At 74.4% G+C, this 18377-nt stretch carries 13 protein-coding genes; 10 read left to right on the forward strand and 3 right to left on the reverse strand.

The window, feature by feature from the left end:
• Positions 1-8 precede the first annotated feature (8 nt).
• From ACWGJB_RS33690 to ACWGJB_RS33720, 7 genes are all read left to right on the forward strand, one after another.
• Positions 9-3257, forward strand: a complete 3249-nt coding sequence (locus tag ACWGJB_RS33690) for a protein kinase domain-containing protein (RefSeq protein WP_453383839.1) — start codon at positions 9-11, stop codon at positions 3255-3257.
• A complete protein-coding gene (locus tag ACWGJB_RS33695; protein ID WP_453383840.1) occupies positions 3254-7498 on the forward strand; it encodes a CHAT domain-containing protein in 4245 nt (1414 codons plus the stop codon). Before ACWGJB_RS33690 ends, ACWGJB_RS33695 begins: the two co-directional genes overlap by 4 nt.
• Positions 7499-7529: 31 nt before the next feature.
• The gene (locus ACWGJB_RS33700) at positions 7530-8087 is read left to right on the forward strand and encodes a hypothetical protein (RefSeq protein WP_453383841.1); all 558 of its coding nucleotides are present in this window, start codon (positions 7530-7532) and stop codon (positions 8085-8087) included.
• Positions 8088-8277: 190 nt separating this feature from the next.
• Entirely contained in the window at positions 8278-10083 is a 1806-nt protein-coding gene (locus ACWGJB_RS33705; RefSeq protein ID WP_453383842.1) for a gamma-glutamyltransferase family protein, read from the forward strand.
• A gap of 142 nt (positions 10084-10225) precedes the next feature.
• Positions 10226-11074, forward strand: coding sequence for an inositol monophosphatase family protein (locus ACWGJB_RS33710; RefSeq protein ID WP_453383843.1), 849 nt, complete (start codon positions 10226-10228; stop codon positions 11072-11074).
• 86 nt (positions 11075-11160) lie between these two features.
• Positions 11161-12570 (forward strand): phytoene desaturase family protein, encoded by a 1410-nt coding sequence (locus tag ACWGJB_RS33715; RefSeq protein ID WP_453383844.1) that lies wholly within the window; start codon positions 11161-11163, stop codon positions 12568-12570.
• Positions 12567-13076, forward strand: a complete 510-nt coding sequence (locus tag ACWGJB_RS33720; RefSeq protein WP_453383845.1) for an O-acetyl-ADP-ribose deacetylase — start codon at positions 12567-12569, stop codon at positions 13074-13076. The genes ACWGJB_RS33715 and ACWGJB_RS33720 overlap by 4 nt, the downstream gene beginning before the upstream one ends.
• Before the next feature lie 168 nt (positions 13077-13244).
• Here ACWGJB_RS33720 and ACWGJB_RS33725 read toward each other — a convergent pair whose 3' ends face one another.
• Both ACWGJB_RS33725 and ACWGJB_RS33730 read right to left on the reverse strand, forming a co-directional pair.
• Entirely contained in the window at positions 13245-13547 is a 303-nt protein-coding gene (locus ACWGJB_RS33725; RefSeq protein WP_453383846.1) for a LacI family DNA-binding transcriptional regulator, read from the reverse strand.
• 68 nt (positions 13548-13615) lie between these two features.
• A complete protein-coding gene (locus ACWGJB_RS33730; RefSeq protein WP_453383847.1) occupies positions 13616-14497 on the reverse strand; it encodes a LysR family transcriptional regulator in 882 nt (293 codons plus the stop codon).
• A 145-nt stretch (positions 14498-14642) separates the two neighbouring features.
• Between ACWGJB_RS33730 and ACWGJB_RS33735 the strand changes: the two genes are divergently transcribed.
• From ACWGJB_RS33735 to ACWGJB_RS33745, 3 genes are all read left to right on the forward strand, one after another.
• On the forward strand, positions 14643-15536 hold the full coding sequence (locus ACWGJB_RS33735) for an SDR family oxidoreductase (protein WP_453383848.1): 894 nt from the start codon (positions 14643-14645) through the stop codon (positions 15534-15536).
• Positions 15537-15640: 104 nt separating this feature from the next.
• Positions 15641-17119, forward strand: a complete 1479-nt coding sequence (locus tag ACWGJB_RS33740; protein WP_453383849.1) for an AlkA N-terminal domain-containing protein — start codon at positions 15641-15643, stop codon at positions 17117-17119.
• A 10-nt stretch (positions 17120-17129) separates the two neighbouring features.
• Complete coding sequence (locus tag ACWGJB_RS33745) at positions 17130-17612, forward strand: methylated-DNA--[protein]-cysteine S-methyltransferase (protein ID WP_453383850.1); 483 nt, start codon at positions 17130-17132, stop codon at positions 17610-17612.
• A gap of 27 nt (positions 17613-17639) precedes the next feature.
• Here the strand turns inward: ACWGJB_RS33745 and ACWGJB_RS33750 are convergent, their stop codons facing one another.
• Positions 17640-18368, reverse strand: coding sequence for an SIR2 family NAD-dependent protein deacylase (locus ACWGJB_RS33750; protein ID WP_453383851.1), 729 nt, complete (start codon positions 18366-18368; stop codon positions 17640-17642).
• Positions 18369-18377: the final 9 nt, after the last annotated feature.

Here is an 18377-nt window from a genome sequence, read left to right on the forward strand (position 1 = left end):
GACCCCGCATGGCCGACAACCCGACCGAGGAACCCGCGGGCCCCGCCGACCCGCCGCGCAAACCCTCGAGCCCACCGACCCGCAAACAGCGGCGACCCGGGGCCACCCCGCCGAGCCCGCAGACACGGGTCCAGCGGCAGGATCCGGCTCCGCAGAGTCCTCCGACGCGCGTGCAGCGCCCGAATCCGGCCCACCAGAGCCCGCCGGACCCCGCGGCCACACCCGCATCCGCGACTTCGCAGAGCCCGCCCACCCGCGTCCAGCGTCCGGACCCCACCCCCCCGCCCCGGACACCGCGGGCCCGGTCCGCCGGGACCCCCTCGGAACCCCGGACACGCCCCGGCCGCCCCGCGGATCCGCCCACCCGCCGCGACCCCACCACCGCCCATGCCGAGTTCCCCCAGGCGCTCCGCGACCGCTACGAGCCGCACGGCATCGCGGGCGCCGGCAGCGAGGGCACGGTCTGGCATGTGCGTAGGCTGGCCGACGGCACCGACGCGGCGGTGAAGATCGCCCACCCGGGCCAGGCCATGGACCTGGACACCCTCGAACACCTCGCGACCCCCGACTTCCGCCGACACGTCCCAGGCATCCACGAGTTCGGGGACATCGCGGTCGGCGGGACGGTGTGCGGCTGGGTGGCGATGGAGTACCTGCCGACCACGCTGGAGGACCACCTCAGCCGCAGGCTGCGCGACGGAAAGCCGCGCGAGGAAAGGGCGCAGACCGAGCGGATTGTACGCGAACTCGCCGATCTGCTCGACTTCTGGCAGACCCGGATCGACCGCAACCCGCTGGACCTGAAGCCCGCCAACATCCTCGTCAGACAGAGTCACGGCGGCACCAGGAAGGACCACAACGGCCGGTTCCAGCTGGTCGTGGCGGACTTCGGCGGCGTGGCCAGGTTCACCGCCAGCCAGAGCTACCGCGACTTCCAGATCACCGCGCTCTACATGGCGCCCGAGCAGATCGTGAACCAGAACCTCAAGGCCACCCCGTGGTGGACCATCGGCCTTGTCCTGTACCAGGTGTTCACCGGGCGCCCGCTGTACGTCCTCGGCGACGACGCCCGCATCACCGACGAGGCGTGGACCCGCGCCCTGATCGTCAACCACGAGGTCGATCTGTCCGCCGTCACGGACGCCCGGCAGAACCTGCTGCTCCAGGGCCTGCTCACCAAGGACCCCGACGACCGCTGGACCGCGGCCGAGGTGCGCCGCTGGCTCAAGGGCGACACTCCGCAGGTCGTCCGCCCCGCGGCACCGGACGCCGCGCCCGCCGCCGCCCGCCACGCCAACAGCCCCATCACCTTCCGCGGTACCGCCCATCACGAGGCCGAGAGCCTCGCCGCGGCGATGGCCCAGCACTCCCAGGAGGCGGCGGACTGGCTCGCCGCGGAGGGCGGGCAGCGGCTGGCGACCTGGCTGCGCAAGGATCTCCAGGACACCTCGTACGACAGCGGGCAGCTGCTCGACCTCCAGCGCGGACAGGACCGGCCGGTCCGCGCCGCGGTGGCCGCGCTCGCCTTCGTCGCCGTGTTCGCGCGGACCGCGACACCGCAGTACCGGGGCCGGCGCGTGGACGCGGACGGCATCGCGCGGATCGCCCAGGGGCAGGGCGCGGTCGCCTTCATCGACGAGCTGCTCAAGGCGAACGTGCCGACGGTGGCGGCCGGTTTCCACTGCGGGCACGACGAGTGCGCGGACGGGCGCTGCGAGGTGCTGCTCGCGCTGGCCGAGCAACTCCCGCGCACGATCGAGGAGGTACGCGCCCGGGCACGCACGCTGGGCCGGCGTACCGGAAACAACGGCGGCAGCGGCGGCAGCCTCGACAAGCGCGAGACGAACGCCGCCTACGCTCTGGCCGCAGCGCTCATCGTGCACCCGGAACAGCGCGGGCGGGCCCTGCTTCCGCTCGCGGGACTGCCCGGTCCGCCGGCCACGCTCCTCGCGAAGGCCCCCGTGGGTGTGCTCGCCGTGCTGGCCCAACTGGGCGCGCTGCGCCACCGGGTGGGCGCGTTCGTGCGCAGCCGGGGCGCGGACGCCGGGTTCCTGCGGCGCTGGGCGGAGCTGCACCGCCGGGCGGCCGCCGGCGATGTGCGGACGGTCACCGGGCGGGCGGCCCTGGTCGCCGCGGCCGTGCTGCTGCCGAGGGCGCTGCGCGCCGACGCGATCGGGCAGGATCACGCGGTCACCCTCACCGAGTGGTGGTCCACTGCCTGGCGCCCGCTGGCCCGTCGGCTGGCCGCGGGGCTGGCCCTGTTCATCGCGTTCTGGCTGCTGATCTGGTCCGGCGCGATGCTTCGTTTCGTGCACGACAGCGGGCTCGGCGGCGACGCCCTCGACCCCGCCGACCGGCTCGTCGCCCCGCTCGCCCACGCGGCCGACCTCGCCTCCGCGACCCAGGCCGGGCTGTGCGCGGTCGCCCTGGTCGGCGCGGTGGCGTTCGCGGCGGCCACGACCCGGATCTCCGGGTGGCTGCTGGTCGCGGGGGCTGCCCTGGCGTCGTACGTGGGCTACGCGCGCTCCGACCTTCCCCCGCTGGACCCGATGCACGCCCCCGGCTGGCTGACCGAGCGCATGCGTTACTTCCTGGGTGGCTGGAAGAGCTGGAACGGTGTCACGGCCCTGGTGCTGGTCCCGCTGGTCTGTGTGCTGCTGATGGTCCTGGCCCGCCGGCAGCTCGGCCTGGCCCGTGCCGCCGAGGAGGAGCAGGCCCGGCTGCGGCGCGAGCGGGCCGAGCAGCGCCGGGTCGCGGCGGGGCTGCCCAGGCGCCCGTACGAGAATCCGACGCGCTGGCGCACCGGCCCGCGCGGCACCCGCGACCGCGCGCTGTTCGCCGTGTCCGCCCTGCTCATGCTGCTCACCTTGTTGTGGGCGGCCGTGGAGGTCCGGGTCGCGCTCGACGGCGACCATCCGACGCTCGCCTCGTGGGGGACCGGGCAGCAGGGCGCCTCGTACCAGTCGCAGTACGTCCTGGTCTGCGCGGCGGTCTGCGCGCTGGCCGCGCTCGCCTCGCCGGCGTTCGCCCGCCGGGTACTGCGGTGGGCGGCGGGCGCGGTGATCGCGCTCGGTCTGTGGCCACCGCCCGTGGAGCCCGCCCGCGCGCTGAGCCTGCCCGTGGCGCCCGACCTGTTCACCGGGTTCGCGGAGACCTGGGGGCACGCGGCCTTCTGGGCCGCGCTGCTGCTCGCCCTGCCGCTGAGCCTGTACGCGGCAGGATTCGCCGTACGCCGGACCCGGCGCGCCGCGCGATGACGGCTCCCGCCGCCGCACCGGACGCAGGACCGCTCGAACTCCTCGACCACGCCGAGGACCTGCTCGAACAGCACGACGAGCAGGACCGGCCCGAGGAGGCGGGCGACTCCTGGCGGCGCTGCCGTGACGTCCTGCTGCGCGCCCGCGACCTCCTGGAGGACCAGGCCGCGGAGGCCGACCCGGCGGCACTGGCCCGCGCCCGGTTCCTGCTGGGCCTCACCCTGTCGGTGGGCTACTGGCAGGCCGTGGCGGGCCACGGGCAGGCTTACGGCGTCCAGGACCCGCACGGCCTCCGCGACCGGGCGGCACCGCTGCTCGCCCTGGCCCGCGCGACTCTGCCCCAGGACACGGAGGCGTACGCGACCGCCTGCGTCCGCCTGGGCCTGCTGCTGCACGCCCGGCACGAGGACGCACAGACGGCCGAGGAGGAGGACGAGGACCCCTCCGCCGACGAGGACGAGGCGGCCGTCGGCGCCGTCGCTCTCGACGACGCCGGGCAGGAGGACGACGAGGGGGCCGTCCCGGGCGCCCGCGCCGAAGCGCACCGGCAGGCCGCCCCGGCAGCCGCAGCCGACAGGCCCGACGGCGCCCGCGCCGATGCCGACGACGGTGTCCGTGGCGGTGTCCGAGCCTGCGTGCCTGGTGGCGGCCCTGGCGGTGTCCGCGCCGGCGGGCCTGACGACGTCCATGGCGGTGTACGAGTCGGCGTGCCTGGTGGCGGCCCTGGCGGTGTCCGTGCCGGTGACCTCGACGAAGCGCTCGCCGCCTTCGACGACGGGCTGCCGCTGCTCGGCGACGACGTCCACCTCGGTCTCTTCGTCAGCTACGGCTGCGCGCTCGCCGACCGCTACGACCGCGACCGGGCCCCCGACGACCTGCGGGACGCGTCCGCGGCGCTGGAGGCGGTGCTGGAGGCGTTGCGGCCGTCCGGGTGGGAGCCCGCGGAGGACGGCGGGGGCTCCTGGGCGGACGAGGCCGACGAGATCGAGACCGAGGCCCGGGTCCGGCTGGCCCGGTTGTTCCTGGAGCACTCCGACGCCCCCGAACTCGCCCACCCACACCTTGAGTTGCTCGCCGCGACCCTGCCGGAGGAGCACGGTTCGCGGATCTTCGCCGCCGCGCACCTCGTCGACGTCTACCGCGAGCGCGGCGACGGCCGGGTCGGTCCCGAGGACCGCCCCGCCTACCTCGCGCGGCTGCGCGACCTGTACCGGCTGCTCGACCCCGGGAGCCCCTACCACGCCCAGGCGACCTCGATGCTCGGCGCGGCGCTCGCGGAGCGGGACGAGTCCGCCGGACCCGGGACGGCACCGACCGCGGAGAACGAGGAGGCGGTCGGGCTGCTGCGCGAGGCGCTCGACACCCTCGCCGAGGACGACGACCGGCGGCCGCCGACCCACGCCGTCCTCGGTTGTCTCCTGAACTCCCTGCGCGAACGCCATCCCGAGCGGTACGACAACGACGAGGCCCTGCGCCATCTGGAGCGGGCCGTCGAGCTGTACCCGCCCGACGACCCGATGCGCAGCGACCTGCTCAACCAGCTCGCACACGCGGCGATCGTCCGGGACGACCGGGGCCGCGGCGACCTCGAGGGCGTCGACCGCACGATCGCGCTGCTCAACGAGTCGATGCGGGTGCCGTCGCACACACCGGGCTTCGGTTCGCAGGCCCACGGCGCGTACGCCGCCGCGCTCAGCCAGCGCCACGCGCTGTCCAACTCCGCCGACGACCTGGACGAGGCGATCCGCCATCTCACAGCGGCGTTCCGCCAGACCGCACTCGACGACGTGAACCGGGTGGTGTACCTCCAGAACCTGGCCGTCAGCCTCTACCAGCGCTACCAGACGGGCGGCGACCTCCAGGACCTGGAGACCGCGGCCCGCTACATGAAGGAGGTCAGCGCCGTCCTGGACGGCGGCGACACCGGCGTGTCCATCGATCTGTACCTGATCGAGCGGGACCGGCCCCACCTCGAACACGCCCTGGCGCAGCTTCAGTTCATGCTCGCCATCACGTCCCGTTCCGAGCCCGGGATGGCGGCCGCCGTCGAGTCGATGCGCCGGCTGCGGGACTCCGTCGACGAGGACGACCCCGAACGCCTCACGCTGGACGCGGACTTCGGCCTGATGCTGATGGTGCGGTCCTTCTACGGCGGCAGCGTGCAGGAGCGCATGGAGGGCCTGGTCCTCATGTCGGAGACCGTGGACGCACTGCCCGAGGACCATCCCGAGCGGTCCCGGCTGCTGCTGCGCACGGCGGGCGCGGTGCTGATGACGTCGTTCTCGCCGTACAACAGACGGGGCGTCGAGTCGGCCGAGAAGATGCTCCAGAACGTCCTCGACGCCGTGCCGCCGGAGAGCCAGGAGGGCCTCAGGGCAGGCGCGTTGACCGCGATCCTGAACCACAACCGCTTCCTCCACGGGCGCGCCCCCGCCGACGCCGACCGGGCGGTCGAGGTGGCCCGGGCCGCGCGCGAGCACCTCGCCGACCGGCCCCCGTCCCCGGTCGGCGCCCTCCTCACCAACGTCCTCGCCGACTCCCTGCGGCTGCGCTCGGCCCCCGGCGACGACGCGGACGGGCGGCGCACGGGCATCGCCGGGCTGCGCGAGGCGGCGACCGTCGTGCTGCTCCAGGCCGCCGCGGAACCGGCGCTCCAGGTGGCCCGCACCGCCGCCGACCGGGCGTTGCACATTGCCCGCTGGTGTCTGGCGGACGGCGAACTGGCCGCCGCCGTCGAGGCGTTGGAGCTGGGGCGCGGGCAGGTGCTGCACGCCTCCACGACCACCGCCGACGTGCCCGCGCTGCTGCGCGAGGCCGACCGGGCGGACCTCGCAGAGGAGTGGGAGGGCGGCGGCAGCCACAGGGCGCCGGTGCCGATCGACCTGGCGGCGCTGCTCGACGGCCCCGGCTCCCTGCTCGGCACGCTCAGCGAGGGTGCCGAACTCCCGCTCCCCGACGATCTCCGCCGGCGCACGCTCACCGCGCTGGCCCGCTCCCGTGCGGGCACGGCCCTGATGACCCCGCCCACGGTCGACGAGATCGCCGCCGCCCTTCGAAAGGCCGGCGCGCACGCGCTGGTCTACCTGCTCCCGCCGGGCGGCCCGGGCGCCGGCACGGCTGTGCTGGTGACCCACGAATCCCGCGTGGGCACCGTGGAGTTCGGCCTTCTTCGGCGCGACTCCCTGGACGTTCTCACGACCTACCGGGCCGCCCACCGCAACCGCCAGGAGGTCCTGGACACCTCCACCGACCCGGACGCCCACGAGGCCGCGCACACGCGCTGGCGTTCCGCGCTCGCCGAACTCTGCGACTGGGCGGGCCCGGTGGTGATGGCCCCGCTCATCCGCTCACCCCTCATCCGCGCCGCGACCCCCGAACCCCACCTGGTCCTGGTCCCGTTCGGCGACCTCGGCGGCATCCCCTGGCACGCGGCCCTGCTCAGCAGCGGCCTGCGCGACGGCGGCCGGCCGGTGCGCGCGCTGGAGCGCCTGACACTGTCGTACGCGGCCTCGGCCCGCCAGCTCCACGAGGTACTGGGCCGCCCGCGCCTGCCGGTCGACGCCCGCCCGGTGATCGTCGGCAACCCCGACGGCACGCTGCCGGGCGCGACCACGGAGGCCCGCCAGATCCACACCGCGTTCTACCCGTCGGGCCAACTCCTCGGCAAGGTACGCCGAGCGGCCGGTCCGGGTACGCCGGCCGAGGTCCTGGCCGCGCTCCCGGGCGCGGCGGGAACCGGAGCCTCGGTCCTCCATCTCGCGTGCCACGCCCGCCCGTCGGGCAACTCGCCCCTGGACGCGTGCCTGTTGCTCGCCCCACCGCCGGCCGGTGGTACGGGGCGGCTGCCGGTCCGCGAGATCCTCCGCCAGGCCCGTGGCCGTCCGCCCGGTGCGCCCGGCGGCCTGGTCGTCCTCGACGCCTGCGTCAGCGACCACACCACGGGAGACTTCGACGAGGCGCTCACGCTCTCCACAGCCTTCCTCGCCGCCGGGGCGACGGGGGTCGTCGGCTCCCGCTGGGAGGTCCCGGACGGCCTGACGGGCCTCATGATGTACGTCTTCCACGACCGCCTCCGCACCGGCGTGACGCCTGTACGGGCCCTGCGCGAGGCCCAGTTGTGGCTCCTGGACCCGGACCGCGTGCTCCCCGACGGCATGCCCCGCCCGATCGCGGACATACTGCACGACGGGGATCCTTCGGCCCTGGACATGTGGGCGGCCTTCGCCTGCCAGGGGCACTGAGCCCAACGGGCGGGACGGGGGAGGGCGCGCGATGGACTCGGCCGTGACGGGCCTGCTGGCGGCGGTGGTCGGCGTGGGCGGCACACTCGGCTCCGCCTGGCTGACCCAGCGCCGCGGGGACACCCTGCGGCGCGAGGAGTGGGACCGGCTCGAACGTGCCCGGCGGGCCGAACTCGACGCCCAGCGACAGGAGTCGGGACGCGAGGCCCGCCAGGCGGCGTACACGGAGTTCAACGCGGCGGCCCGCCACTACCTGGCGACGCTCAACGACCATGCGCATGTGCTGCGCATCGGGGGCGACCCGGGGGAGTCCCTGGAAGCGGTGGAGACGGCCCGGGTGGACTACCGCCGCCGGTATGCCGAAGCCCAGATGATCGTGCCGGACACGGTGCTGGCCGAGGTGAGAAAGGTCGACAGGGGACTGGGCTCGGTCTACGGCAGCCTGGCCCGAGTCACCCGCGACAGGGCCCGCGACGGCGACGACCTGGACAGCGTCCGCACGGTGATCAAACAGGGCTGGCGGGACCTGTCGGGCACCCGGGCAGCCATGCGAACGGACCTGGACGTGACGGGCCCGACGTACGACTGAGCCCGGCGAACCCCTCCCGGGCGACGGTCTCGACGAGGATGACAGGCGACCTGCTGGGCCGGTCCGTCCGTGGGTAGTCTGCTGCATGATCAGGGCGATCGGAGCCGAGCTGAAACCTCCCGGATCCTCCCCGCGGCGGGTCCGGAGGACTGTCCGGCCCGGCCTACGCGCGCACCTACCGAGGTGAGAGATGCACTTCACCACTCGACCCACGCTTCAGGGATCCTTCGGCATGGTGTCGTCCACGCACTGGCTGGCCTCCCAGTCGGCGATGGCGGTCCTGGAGAACGGCGGCAACGCGTACGACGCGGCCGTCGCCGGCGCGTTCGTCCTGCACGTGGTCGAGCCGCACCTCAACGGACCCGCCGGGGAGGTACCGATCCTGCTCGCCCCGGCCGGCGGCGAGGTGCGGGTGCTGTGCGGGCAGGGGGTGGCCCCGGCCGGCGCCACGGTCGCCCACTACCGGGGGCTCGGCCTCGACCTGGTCCCCGGCACCGGCCCGCTGGCCGCGGCCGTCCCCGGCGCCTTCGACGCCTGGCTGCTCCTGCTGCGCGACCACGGCACCAAGCCGCTGGACGAGATCCTGGCGTACGCCATCGGATACGCCGAGCACGGGCACCCACCCGTGGAGAACGTCGGCGCGACCGTGGCGAGCGTACGGAAGCTGTTCGAGACCGAGTGGACCTCGTCGGCGGAGCTGTACCTGCCCGGCGGCCGTCCGCCCAGGCCCGGTGAGTTGTTCCGCAACCCGGCCCTCGCCGCCACCTGGCAGCGGCTGCTCGCCGAGACCGCGGGCGCCGGGGACCGGGAGGCGCGGATCGACGCGGCCCGAGAGGTGTGGCGCACCGGCTTCATCGCCGAGGCCCTGGTCAGGCAGGCCGCCCGCCCCACCATGGACACCAGCGGCGAGCGGCACACCGGCCCCCTGTCCGCAGCCGACCTGGCCGGCTGGTCCGCGAGCTACGAGGCCCCGGTGTCGTACGACTGGAACGGCTGGACCGTGTGCAAGGCGGGCCCCTGGAGCCAGGGCCCGGCCTTCCTCCAGCAACTGGCGCTGTTGCCGCCCGAGCTGTCCGAGCTGCCCGGGTACGGCTCCGCCGACTACATGCACCTCCTGATCGAGGGCTGCAAGCTCGCCATGGCCGACCGCGAGGCCTGGTACGGGGACGCGGCCGAGGTACCGCTCGCCGAACTGCTCTCCGACGCGTACAACGCCGGGCGGCGCGGCCTGGTCGGCGCCAAGGCTTCCGAGGAGCTGCGGCCCGGCAGCCCCGGTGGACGCGTGCCCCGGCTGCCCGGGTACGCAAGCGTGGAGGCCGCGCGGAGCAGCGCCTTCGACCCGCTGGGCGCCGGTGAGCCGACGGTCGCGCAGGTCGCCGCCGACGGCACCACCCGGGGCGACACCTGCCACCTGGACGTCGTCGACCGCTGGGGCAACATGGTCGCGGCCACCCCCAGCGGCGGCTGGCTCCAGTCCAACCCCGTCGTCCCCGAGCTGGGCTTCCCGCTTGGCACCCGGCTCCAGATGGCCTGGCTGGAGGAGGGCCTGCCGAACTCCCTCACCCCCGGCCGCCGTCCCCGCACCACGCTCACTCCGTCGATCGCCCTGCGCGACGGGGTCCCGGTGCTGGCCTTCGGCACGCCCGGTGGCGACCAGCAGGACCAGTGGCAGCTGCACTTCTTCCTCGCCGTCGCGCTGCGCGGCGAGGTGCGCGGCGGCCTCGACCTCCAGGGCGCGATCGACGCCCCGAACTGGCACAACGACAGCTTCCCCAGCTCCTTCTACCCGCGTGGGAGCCGCCCCGCGAGCGTGACCGTCGAGTCGCGGACGGACCCCGGGGTGGTGGCCGAGCTGCGGCGGCGCGGCCATGACGTGACGGTCGGGCCGGGCTGGTCGGAGGGGCGGCTGTGCGCGGTGGCCCGGAACCCGCGGACCGGGGTGCTGTCGGCGGCGGCGAATCCGCGCGGGATGCAGGGGTACGCGGTGGGGCGCTGACGCCGATGTGCTGACGTCAGGGCGCTGACCTGGTACGTCCGTCGACGGCCCGCTGATCGTCGGCACCGGCTGTTCGTCCGTATTCCATGTCCCGTACATCTGGGCGGCGGGGATTGTCAGGGGCGCGTGCTCTCATGGAGGCATGATCGAAGCAACGGAGACCATCGACGAGTTTCTCCTCCAGCACGCCGGTGACGTCGAGGACGCCATCCGCAAGGCCGCCCGGACCGAGATCCTGCCCCGCTGGCGCCGGCTCGCCGACCACGAGGTCGACCAGAAGAGCGGGCCGCACGACCTGGTGACGGACGCCGACCGGCTCGCCGAGAGGTACCTCACCGGGGCGCTGGGCGCCCTGCTGCCGGGGTCCGTCGTGGTCGGCGAGGAGGCGGTGCACGCGGACCCGGAGACGTACGAGGCGCTCCAGGGCGACGCGCCGGTGTGGATAGTCGACCCGGTCGACGGCACCCGCCAGTTCGTGCGGGGCGAGGACGGCTTCTGCACGCTGGTCGCGCTCGCCCACCGGGGCGTCCTGCTCGCCTCCTGGACCTTCGCCCCGGCCCGCGGCCAACTCGCCACGGCGGTACGGGGGAAGGGCGCCTTCCTGGACGGCGTACGGCTGCACGCCGGACCGCCCGCCGCCGACCGTGACCTGCGGGTAGCCACCTCCCACCCGGACTACACGACGGACGCGCAGAAGCGCGCGCTGTTCGCCCTGTGGGCCGACGGCGTCGCCCCGCGCGCCTGCGGCTCGGCGGGCCTGGAGTATCTGGCCGTCGCCCGGGGCGAGTTGGACGCGACGGCGTTCTCCTGGGAGGCCGCCTGGGACCACGCGGCCGGACTGCTGCTGGTCGAGGAGGCGGGCGGCGCCCACCTCACACTCGCCGGCGAGCCGTTCCGGATCACGGGCGACAACGTCCTGCCGTTCACCGCGGCCCGCGACGCGGCCACCGCCCACCGGGTGGTGGACCTGCTGCGGAACCCGCACTGGTAACCCCGGACGAGGGCGGTGTCAGTCCTCCGGCATATCCTGAACCCGAGTGGCCAATCGGCTGACGAAGGGGTGCGAAGGTGCCGTCGATGCTCGATGCGGTCGTGGTGGGGGCGGGGCCGAACGGCCTGACGGCCGCCGTGGAGCTGGCCCGGCGCGGCTTCTCCGTCGCCGTCTTCGAGGCGCGCGACACCGTGGGCGGCGGCGCCCGCACCGAGGAGCTCACGCTGCCGGGCTTCCGGCACGACCCGTGCTCCGCGGCGCACCCGCTCGGGATCAACTCGCCCGCGTTCCGCGCCCTGCCCCTGGAGCGCTACGGCCTGGAGTGGCTGCACCCCGACCTGCCGATGGCCCACCCCTTCCCGGACGGCCGGGCCGCCGTACTGGCCCGCTCGGTCGCCGAGACGGCGGCCTCCTTCGGGCCGCGCGACGCGGGCACCTACCGCAGGCTGGTCGAGCCGTTCCTGCCCAAGTGGGACACCCTGGCGCGGGACTTCATGTCCCTGCCGCTCACCGCGCTGCCCCGCGACCCGGTCACCCTCGCGCGCTTCGGCCTGGTCGGTCTGCCGCCCGCCTCCCTGCTGCTGCACCGCTTCCGCGACGAGCGGGCCAGAACCCTCTTCGCCGGCCTGGTCGCCCATGTCATGGCCCCGCTCAGCGGCTTCGCGACCGGCGCCGTAGGCCTGGTCTTCGCGCTCGCCGCGCACGCCCGCGGCTGGCCGGTGGCCCGGGGCGGCTCGCAGGCCATCTCCGACGCCCTCGCCGCGTACCTCGAGGACCTCGGCGGCGCGATCCACACCGACTACGAGGTCAAGCGCCTGGACGACCTGCCGCCCGCCCGGTCGTACATCTTCGACACCTCGCCGACCGCCCTGGCCCGTATCGCGGGCCTCGGCAACTACTACCAGGACTACCGGTACGGCCCGGGCGTCTTCAAGATCGACTACGCGCTGGACGGGCCGGTCCCCTGGACCGCCCCGGAGGCCCGCCGCGCCGGGACCGTGCAGATCGGCGCGGACAGCGCGGAGATCGGCACCGCCCTGCGCGCCGCCTCCCGCCAGGGCCGCGCCCCCGACCGGCCGTTCATGATCACCGTGCAGCCCGGGGTCGTGGACCCGTCCCGCGCCCCCGAGGGCAAGCAGGTCTTCTGGGCCTACGCCCACGTGCCCAGCGGCTGGACCGGCGACCTCACCGACGTGATGGAACGTCAACTGGATCGCTTCGCCCCGGGGTTCCGCGACCGCGTGCTGGCCCGTGCCACCGCGGGACCCGCCGAACTCGCCGCCCGCAACGCCAACTACGTCGGCGGCGACATCGGCACCGGCGCGGTCTCCGGCCTGCAGATCCTGCTGCGTCCCAAGCTCTCCCTGTTCCCGTACGGCACCCCGCATCCGGCCGTCTTCATCTGCTCGTCGGCCACCCCGCCCGGCCCAGGGGTACACGGCATGTCGGGGCACAACGCGGCCAAGGCCGTGTGGAGGAGGCTGAGACAGTCATGACCCGCATCACGCTCGTCCAGGGCGACATCACCCGGCAGACCGCCGACGCGATCGTCAACGCGGCCAACTCCTCGCTGCTCGGCGGCGGAGGCGTCGACGGCGCCATCCACCGGCGCGGCGGCCCCGCGATCCTGGAGGACTGCCGCAAGCTCCGCGCCGGGCACTACGGCAAGGGCCTGCCCACCGGTCAGGCGGTCGCCACCACCGCCGGCGAACTCGACGCCCAGTGGGTCATCCACACCGTCGGACCGGTCCACTCCACCACCGAGGACCGCTCCGAACTGCTGGCCTCCTGCTACCGCGAGTCCCTGAAGCGCGCCGACGAACTCGGCGCCCGCACGGTCGCGTTCCCCGCCGTCTCCACCGGGATCTACGGCTGGCCGCTGGACGACGGCGCCCGGATCGCCGTGGCGACCGTCCGAGAGGCGGACACGGCCGTCGAGGAGGTCCGGTTCGTCCTCTTCGACGAGCGGGCCTACGAGGCGTTCGCCACGCAGCTGACCTGAGCGCGGCTGCTCACACCGACTCGCACGCTCGGGTCGCCTGCGGGGGTGCTCACACCGACTCCCGGACGATGATCCGCGCCGGGACCGGTACCAGGCCCGCCGAGTCCAGCCCCAGCGCGGCGCGCGCCGCCAGCCGGCCATGGGCCTCCGCGTCGATGTGCACGGTGGTCAGGGCGGGGCCGAGTGCTGCCCGTGCCGCACCAGCGGGACATGTCCGTGGGCGGCGATTTCGTCGTCCGGACCGCGCACATAGCTGCGCGAGTAGTTGCCCTCCAGCCCCCGGTCCAGGTCGAGGACGACCACCCGGGAACTGCCCTCGCGCAGCGCGCGGGCCACCCCGTGCGGGACGTGGCCGAGATCGCGCGCCGCCTGCCGTACCCGGTCGCGGGGGGCCGCCGAGATGGACTGACGCGGGTCGTCGTTCAGGACGAAGCTGACCGTGGCACGCGAGACACCGCTGGCGGCGGCCACGTCGTTCAGCGTGACTCTCCCGGACGCACCCATCACCCAGCCCCGATCATCGATTCCGGCCGTTCAGCCTAAGCAGCGCCGACCGGGACCAGATGGGCCTCGGCCGCGCGCCGGAACGCCGGCAGCAGGGGATGGCGGTCGCCGGCCCGGGTCGCCAGGACGACCTGGAGGGGATCCGCGTCCACGACCGGTACGACGACGATGTCCGGCCGCAGGTTGCCCCGGAAGCCGGCCGGCGCCAGCGACACCACCTCACCGCTCGCCACCAGCTCCAGCTTGTCCTCCAGCGTGTCCACCAGGGCGCCCAGGTTGGTGTGACCGGCGGGATTCGCGCCGATCCGGTCGGCGCCGGTGAAGCGGGGCAGCGGCTCGTCGGCGAAATCGGCGAGCGTGACCGACTCCTTGCCCGCCAGCCGGTGGCCGAGCGGGACCAGCAGCACGCGCGGCTCGTCGTACAGCACCGTGATGTCCAAGCCGTCGGCGGTGAACAGGAACCGGGTCACCACCACGTCGACCCGGTGGTCGAGCAGCGCGTCGCGCGGTTCGTTCCAGTCCACGTGCAGGGTGCGGACGTCTGCCTCCGGGTGGCGGTGGCGGACCTCCCGGACGGCCGGGGTGACGATCTGGTGCGTGGTGTACCCGACCGTGAACGGGCCGTGCGCGGCGGCCGACCGCGCGCTCGCGGCGGCCCGGGCGGCGCTCCGCAGCAACTCCCTGGCCTGCGGCAGAAAGGTCTCGCCGGCCTCGGTGAGCCGGGTGCCGCGCGGGGTGCGGTCGAGTAGCCGGACGCCCAGCTCCCGCTCCAGACGGCGGATCTGCCGGCTCAGCGACGGCTGGGCCAGATGCAGCGCGTCGGCCGCCCGGCCGAAGTGCAACTCCTCGGCGACCACGGTGAAGTAGCGCACCAGACGGAGCTCCAGGTCCACCGGCGGTACGTAGGAATCGGGCACCTCTCGACTCTACTCCCGCCGCCGTGAGCTGCGGTCATGACCGGACAGGCATCACCAGGTGCGGAACGGGTCTTGGACCCGGGTGCCGGGCCGGACGCAGGCTGGAGTCATCCCAGCCCATTCACTCTCCGTGAGGTGATCTGTCATGCGTGTGTTCGTCACCGGCGCCACCGGGTTCATCGGCAGCGCGGTGGTCCGCGAACTGCTCGGCGCCGGGCACCAGGTGCTCGGCCTGGCCCGCTCGGACGCGGCCGAAGCGGCCCTGAAGGAGGTGGGAGCGGAGGTGCACCGCGGCGACCTGAACGACGTCGACGGCCTGCGGGCCGCGGCGCAGGCGGCGGACGGCGTGGTCCACACGGGCTTCAACCACGACTTCTCCGATCTGCCGGGTGCCCTGCGCACCGAACTCGCGGCCCTGGCCGTCTTCGGCGACGCCCTCGCCGGCTCCGACCGCCCCCTGGTCATCAGCTCGGTGACCGGCCTGCTCGCCCCGGGCCGCCTCGGCACCGAGACCGACGGACCCGATCCCGCGGCGCCCGGTGCGCACCGCGGCGAGTCGGAGCGGGCCGCGCTCGCCCTGGCCGACCGTGGCGTACGGGTCTCCGCGATCCGCCTCTCGGCCTCCGTGCACGGCGCCGGCGACCACGCCTTCGTCCCGCACCTGATCGACCTGGCCCGGGACAAGGGCGTCGCCGGCTACCCGGGCGACGGCGCCAACCGCTGGCCGGCCGTGCACCGCCTGGACGCGGCCGTCCTGTTCCGCAAGGCCCTGGAGACCGCCCCGGCCGGTGCCGTGCTGCACGCGGCCGCCGAGGAGGGCGTACCGCTCCGCGACATCACCGCGGTCATCGGCCGCCGCCTCGGCCTGCCGGTGGTGTCCCTCGCGCCGGAGGAGGCGGCCGCCCACTTCGGCTGGATGATCCGCTTCGCCGGCAGCGACAACCCGACGTCGAGCACCGCGACCCGCGAGCGCTACGACTGGCGACCCGGGCAGCCGGGACTGCTGGCCGACCTCGACCAGGACCACTACTTCGGCTGAGGGCGCCACCGGGGCCGCAAGGGCCACAGGGGCCTGGAGGTCAGCGCACCTACGTGTCGGATTTCCGCCAGCATCGGCCCCGCCCGCGGGCCGATGCTGGACCCATGCAGAAAGGGACGAACCTCGACCGCGAGCACTGTGTACGAGCCGTGCAGTCCAAGGACGCACGGTTCGACGGCTGGTTCTTCACGGCCGTCCTGACCACCCGCATCTACTGCCGGCCCAGCTGCCCGGTGGTGCCGCCCAAGCCCGAGAACATGACGTTCTATCCGAGCGCGGCCGCCTGCCAGCAGGCCGGCTTCCGGGCCTGCAAGCGCTGCCGCCCCGACACCAGCCCCGGTTCCCCGGAGTGGAACCAGCGCGCCGACCTGGTCGCCCGCGCCATGCGGCTGATCGCCGACGGAGTCGTGGACCGCGAGGGCGTGCCCGGCCTCGCCGACCGCCTCGGCTACAGCCCCCGGCAGGTCGAACGCCAGCTCCTCGCGGAACTCGGCGCCGGCCCCCTGGCCCTCGCCCGCGCCCAGCGCGCCCAGACCGCCCGCCTGCTGGTCGAGACGACCGCCCTGCCGATGACGGAAATCGCCTTCGCGGCCGGTTTCTCCTCGATCCGCACCTTCAACGACACCGTCCGCGAGGTCTTCGCGCTGTCCCCGAGCGAGTTGCGCGCGAGGGCCCCGAAGAGCGCGTCGAGCGCCCCCGGAGCGCTGTCCCTCCGGCTGCCCTTCCGCGCCCCTCTCAACCCCGACAACCTCTTCGGCCACCTCGCGGCCACCGCCGTACCCGGCGTCGAGGAGTGGCGGGACGGCGCCTACCGGCGGACCCTGCGGCTGCCGTACGGCCACGGCATCGCGGCCCTCGCCCCGAAGCCCGACCACATCGCCTGCCGGCTCACCCTCAGCGACCTGCGGGACCTGCCGGTCGCCATCAGCCGCTGCCGGCGGATGCTCGATCTGGACGCCGACCCGGTCGCGGTCGACGACCAGCTGCGCACCGACCCCGTGCTGGCTCCGCTGGTGGACAAGGCGCCCGGACGCCGGGTGCCCCGCACGGTCGACGAGGCGGAGTTCGCGGTGCGGGCCGTGCTCGGCCAGCAGGTCTCCACGGCCGCCGCCCGCACCCATGCGGCCCGCCTGGTGACCGCCCACGGCACCCCGGTCGACGACCCGGAGGGCGGCCTCACCCATCTCTTCCCGACCCCCGGGGCGCTGGCCGAACTGGCCCCCGAGTCCCTGGCGATGCCCCGCACCCGCCGTACCACCTTCACCACCCTGGTCGGCCGACTCGCCGACGGCACCCTCCACCTGGGCGTGGAGAGCGACTGGGCGGAGGCCCGCGCCAAGCTCCTGGAACTCCCCGGCTTCGGCCCCTGGACCGTCGACGTCATCGCCATGCGCGCCCTCGGCGACCCCGACGCCTTCCTCCCCACCGACCTCGGCATCCGCCGCGCCGCCCTGGACCTGGGCCTGCCCGGCACCCCGGCCGCTCTCACCGCCCGTGCGGCCGCCTGGCGCCCCTGGCGGGCCTACGCGGTCCAGTACCTGTGGGCGACCGACAGCCACCCGATCAACTTCCTTCCCGTGTAAGGACCTTGCCGTGAAGAACCACACCGTCACCGACAGCCCCTACGGCCCCCTCACCCTGGTCGCCGAGGACGGCGCCCTCTGCGGCCTCTACATGGAGGACCAACGTCACCGCCCGCCCGAGGAGACCTTCGGCGCCCGCGACGACGACCTCTTCACCGAGGCGGAGGCACAGCTGACCGCCTACTTCGCGGGCGAGTTGAAGGAGTTCACTCTCGAACTGCGCCTGAACGGAACCCCGTTCCAGCGCAGCGTCTGGGAACAGCTGAGCCGGATCCCCTACGGCGAGACCCGCTCGTACGGCGAACTCGCCGACACCCTCGGCAACCCCCAGGCCTCCCGCGCGGTCGGCCTCGCCAACGGGAAGAACCCGGTCGGCATCATCGTCCCCTGCCACCGCGTGATCGGCGCCAACGGCAACCTCACCGGCTACGGCGGCGGCCTGCCCCGCAAGCAGCGCCTGCTGGACTTCGAGCGGGGCGCGGGCCTCTTCTGACCGCCCCAGCCGGCGCGCTGCGGGTCGCTAGCCGGCCCGCAGCTCCGCGAGCAGCTTCGGCAGCGCGGTGCCGATGGGCTCGCGGACGACCTCGTCGGCCCGGTCGTCGTAGGGCGTGGGTTCGGCGTTGACGACGATGAGCCGGGCGCCGTGGTCGGCGGCGATGCCCGCCAGGCCGGCGGCGGGCTGGACCTGGAGGCTGGTGCCGACGGCGATGAAGACGGTGCAGGCCTTGCTGATGGCGAGGGCCTCACCGAGGACGACGGGGTCGAGGTTCTCGCCGAACATGACGGTCGCGGACTTGAGGATGCCGCCGCACTCCAGGCACGGCGGATCGTCCTCGCCGGCCTCGATGCGGGCGATCGCGTCCGCCATCGGCCCCCGGGCATGGCACTTGGTGCACACCACGCTGCGGGCCGAGCCGTGCAGTTCGAGCACTTTGCGGGCGGGCATCCCGGCGAGCTGGTGCAACCCGTCCACGTTCTGGGTGATGACCCGCACCGGGATCCCGGACCTGTCGAGCTCGGCGACGGCGAGATGGGCGGCGTTCGGCTCGGCCTTCAGCGTGCGGTTCTTGCGCCGCATCTGCCAGGACCGGCGCCGGATCTCCGGGTCGCCCATGTAGTAGTCGTAGGTCACGAGCTTCTCGGCCTCGGGATCCCGGCGCCACAGACCGTTGGGCCCGCGGTAGTCGGGGATCCCGGAGTCGGTCGAGATGCCGGCGCCGCTGAGGACGGCGACGAGGGGCTTGGTCATGCGTTCGAG

It is taken from the genome of Streptomyces sp. NPDC054813, assembly GCF_053611365.1.

Bases quoted from the DNA above. Each gene is read 5' to 3' on its own strand.
- ACWGJB_RS33695 (WP_453383840.1), top strand. From the start codon at position 3,254: ATGACGGCTCCCGCCGCCGCACCGGACGCAGGACCGCTCGAACTCCTC.
- ACWGJB_RS33750 (WP_453383851.1), bottom strand. From the start codon at position 18,368: ATGACCAAGCCCCTCGTCGCCGTCCTCAGCGGCGCCGGCATCTCGACC.
- ACWGJB_RS33690 (WP_453383839.1), top strand. From the start codon at position 9: ATGGCCGACAACCCGACCGAGGAACCCGCGGGCCCCGCCGACCCGCCG.
- ACWGJB_RS33700 (WP_453383841.1), top strand. From the start codon at position 7,530: ATGGACTCGGCCGTGACGGGCCTGCTGGCGGCGGTGGTCGGCGTGGGC.
- ACWGJB_RS33715 (WP_453383844.1), top strand. From the start codon at position 11,161: ATGCTCGATGCGGTCGTGGTGGGGGCGGGGCCGAACGGCCTGACGGCC.
- ACWGJB_RS33735 (WP_453383848.1), top strand. From the start codon at position 14,643: ATGCGTGTGTTCGTCACCGGCGCCACCGGGTTCATCGGCAGCGCGGTG.
- ACWGJB_RS33720 (WP_453383845.1), top strand. From the start codon at position 12,567: ATGACCCGCATCACGCTCGTCCAGGGCGACATCACCCGGCAGACCGCC.
- ACWGJB_RS33705 (WP_453383842.1), top strand. From the start codon at position 8,278: ATGCACTTCACCACTCGACCCACGCTTCAGGGATCCTTCGGCATGGTG.
- ACWGJB_RS33740 (WP_453383849.1), top strand. From the start codon at position 15,641: ATGCAGAAAGGGACGAACCTCGACCGCGAGCACTGTGTACGAGCCGTG.
- ACWGJB_RS33710 (WP_453383843.1), top strand. From the start codon at position 10,226: ATGATCGAAGCAACGGAGACCATCGACGAGTTTCTCCTCCAGCACGCC.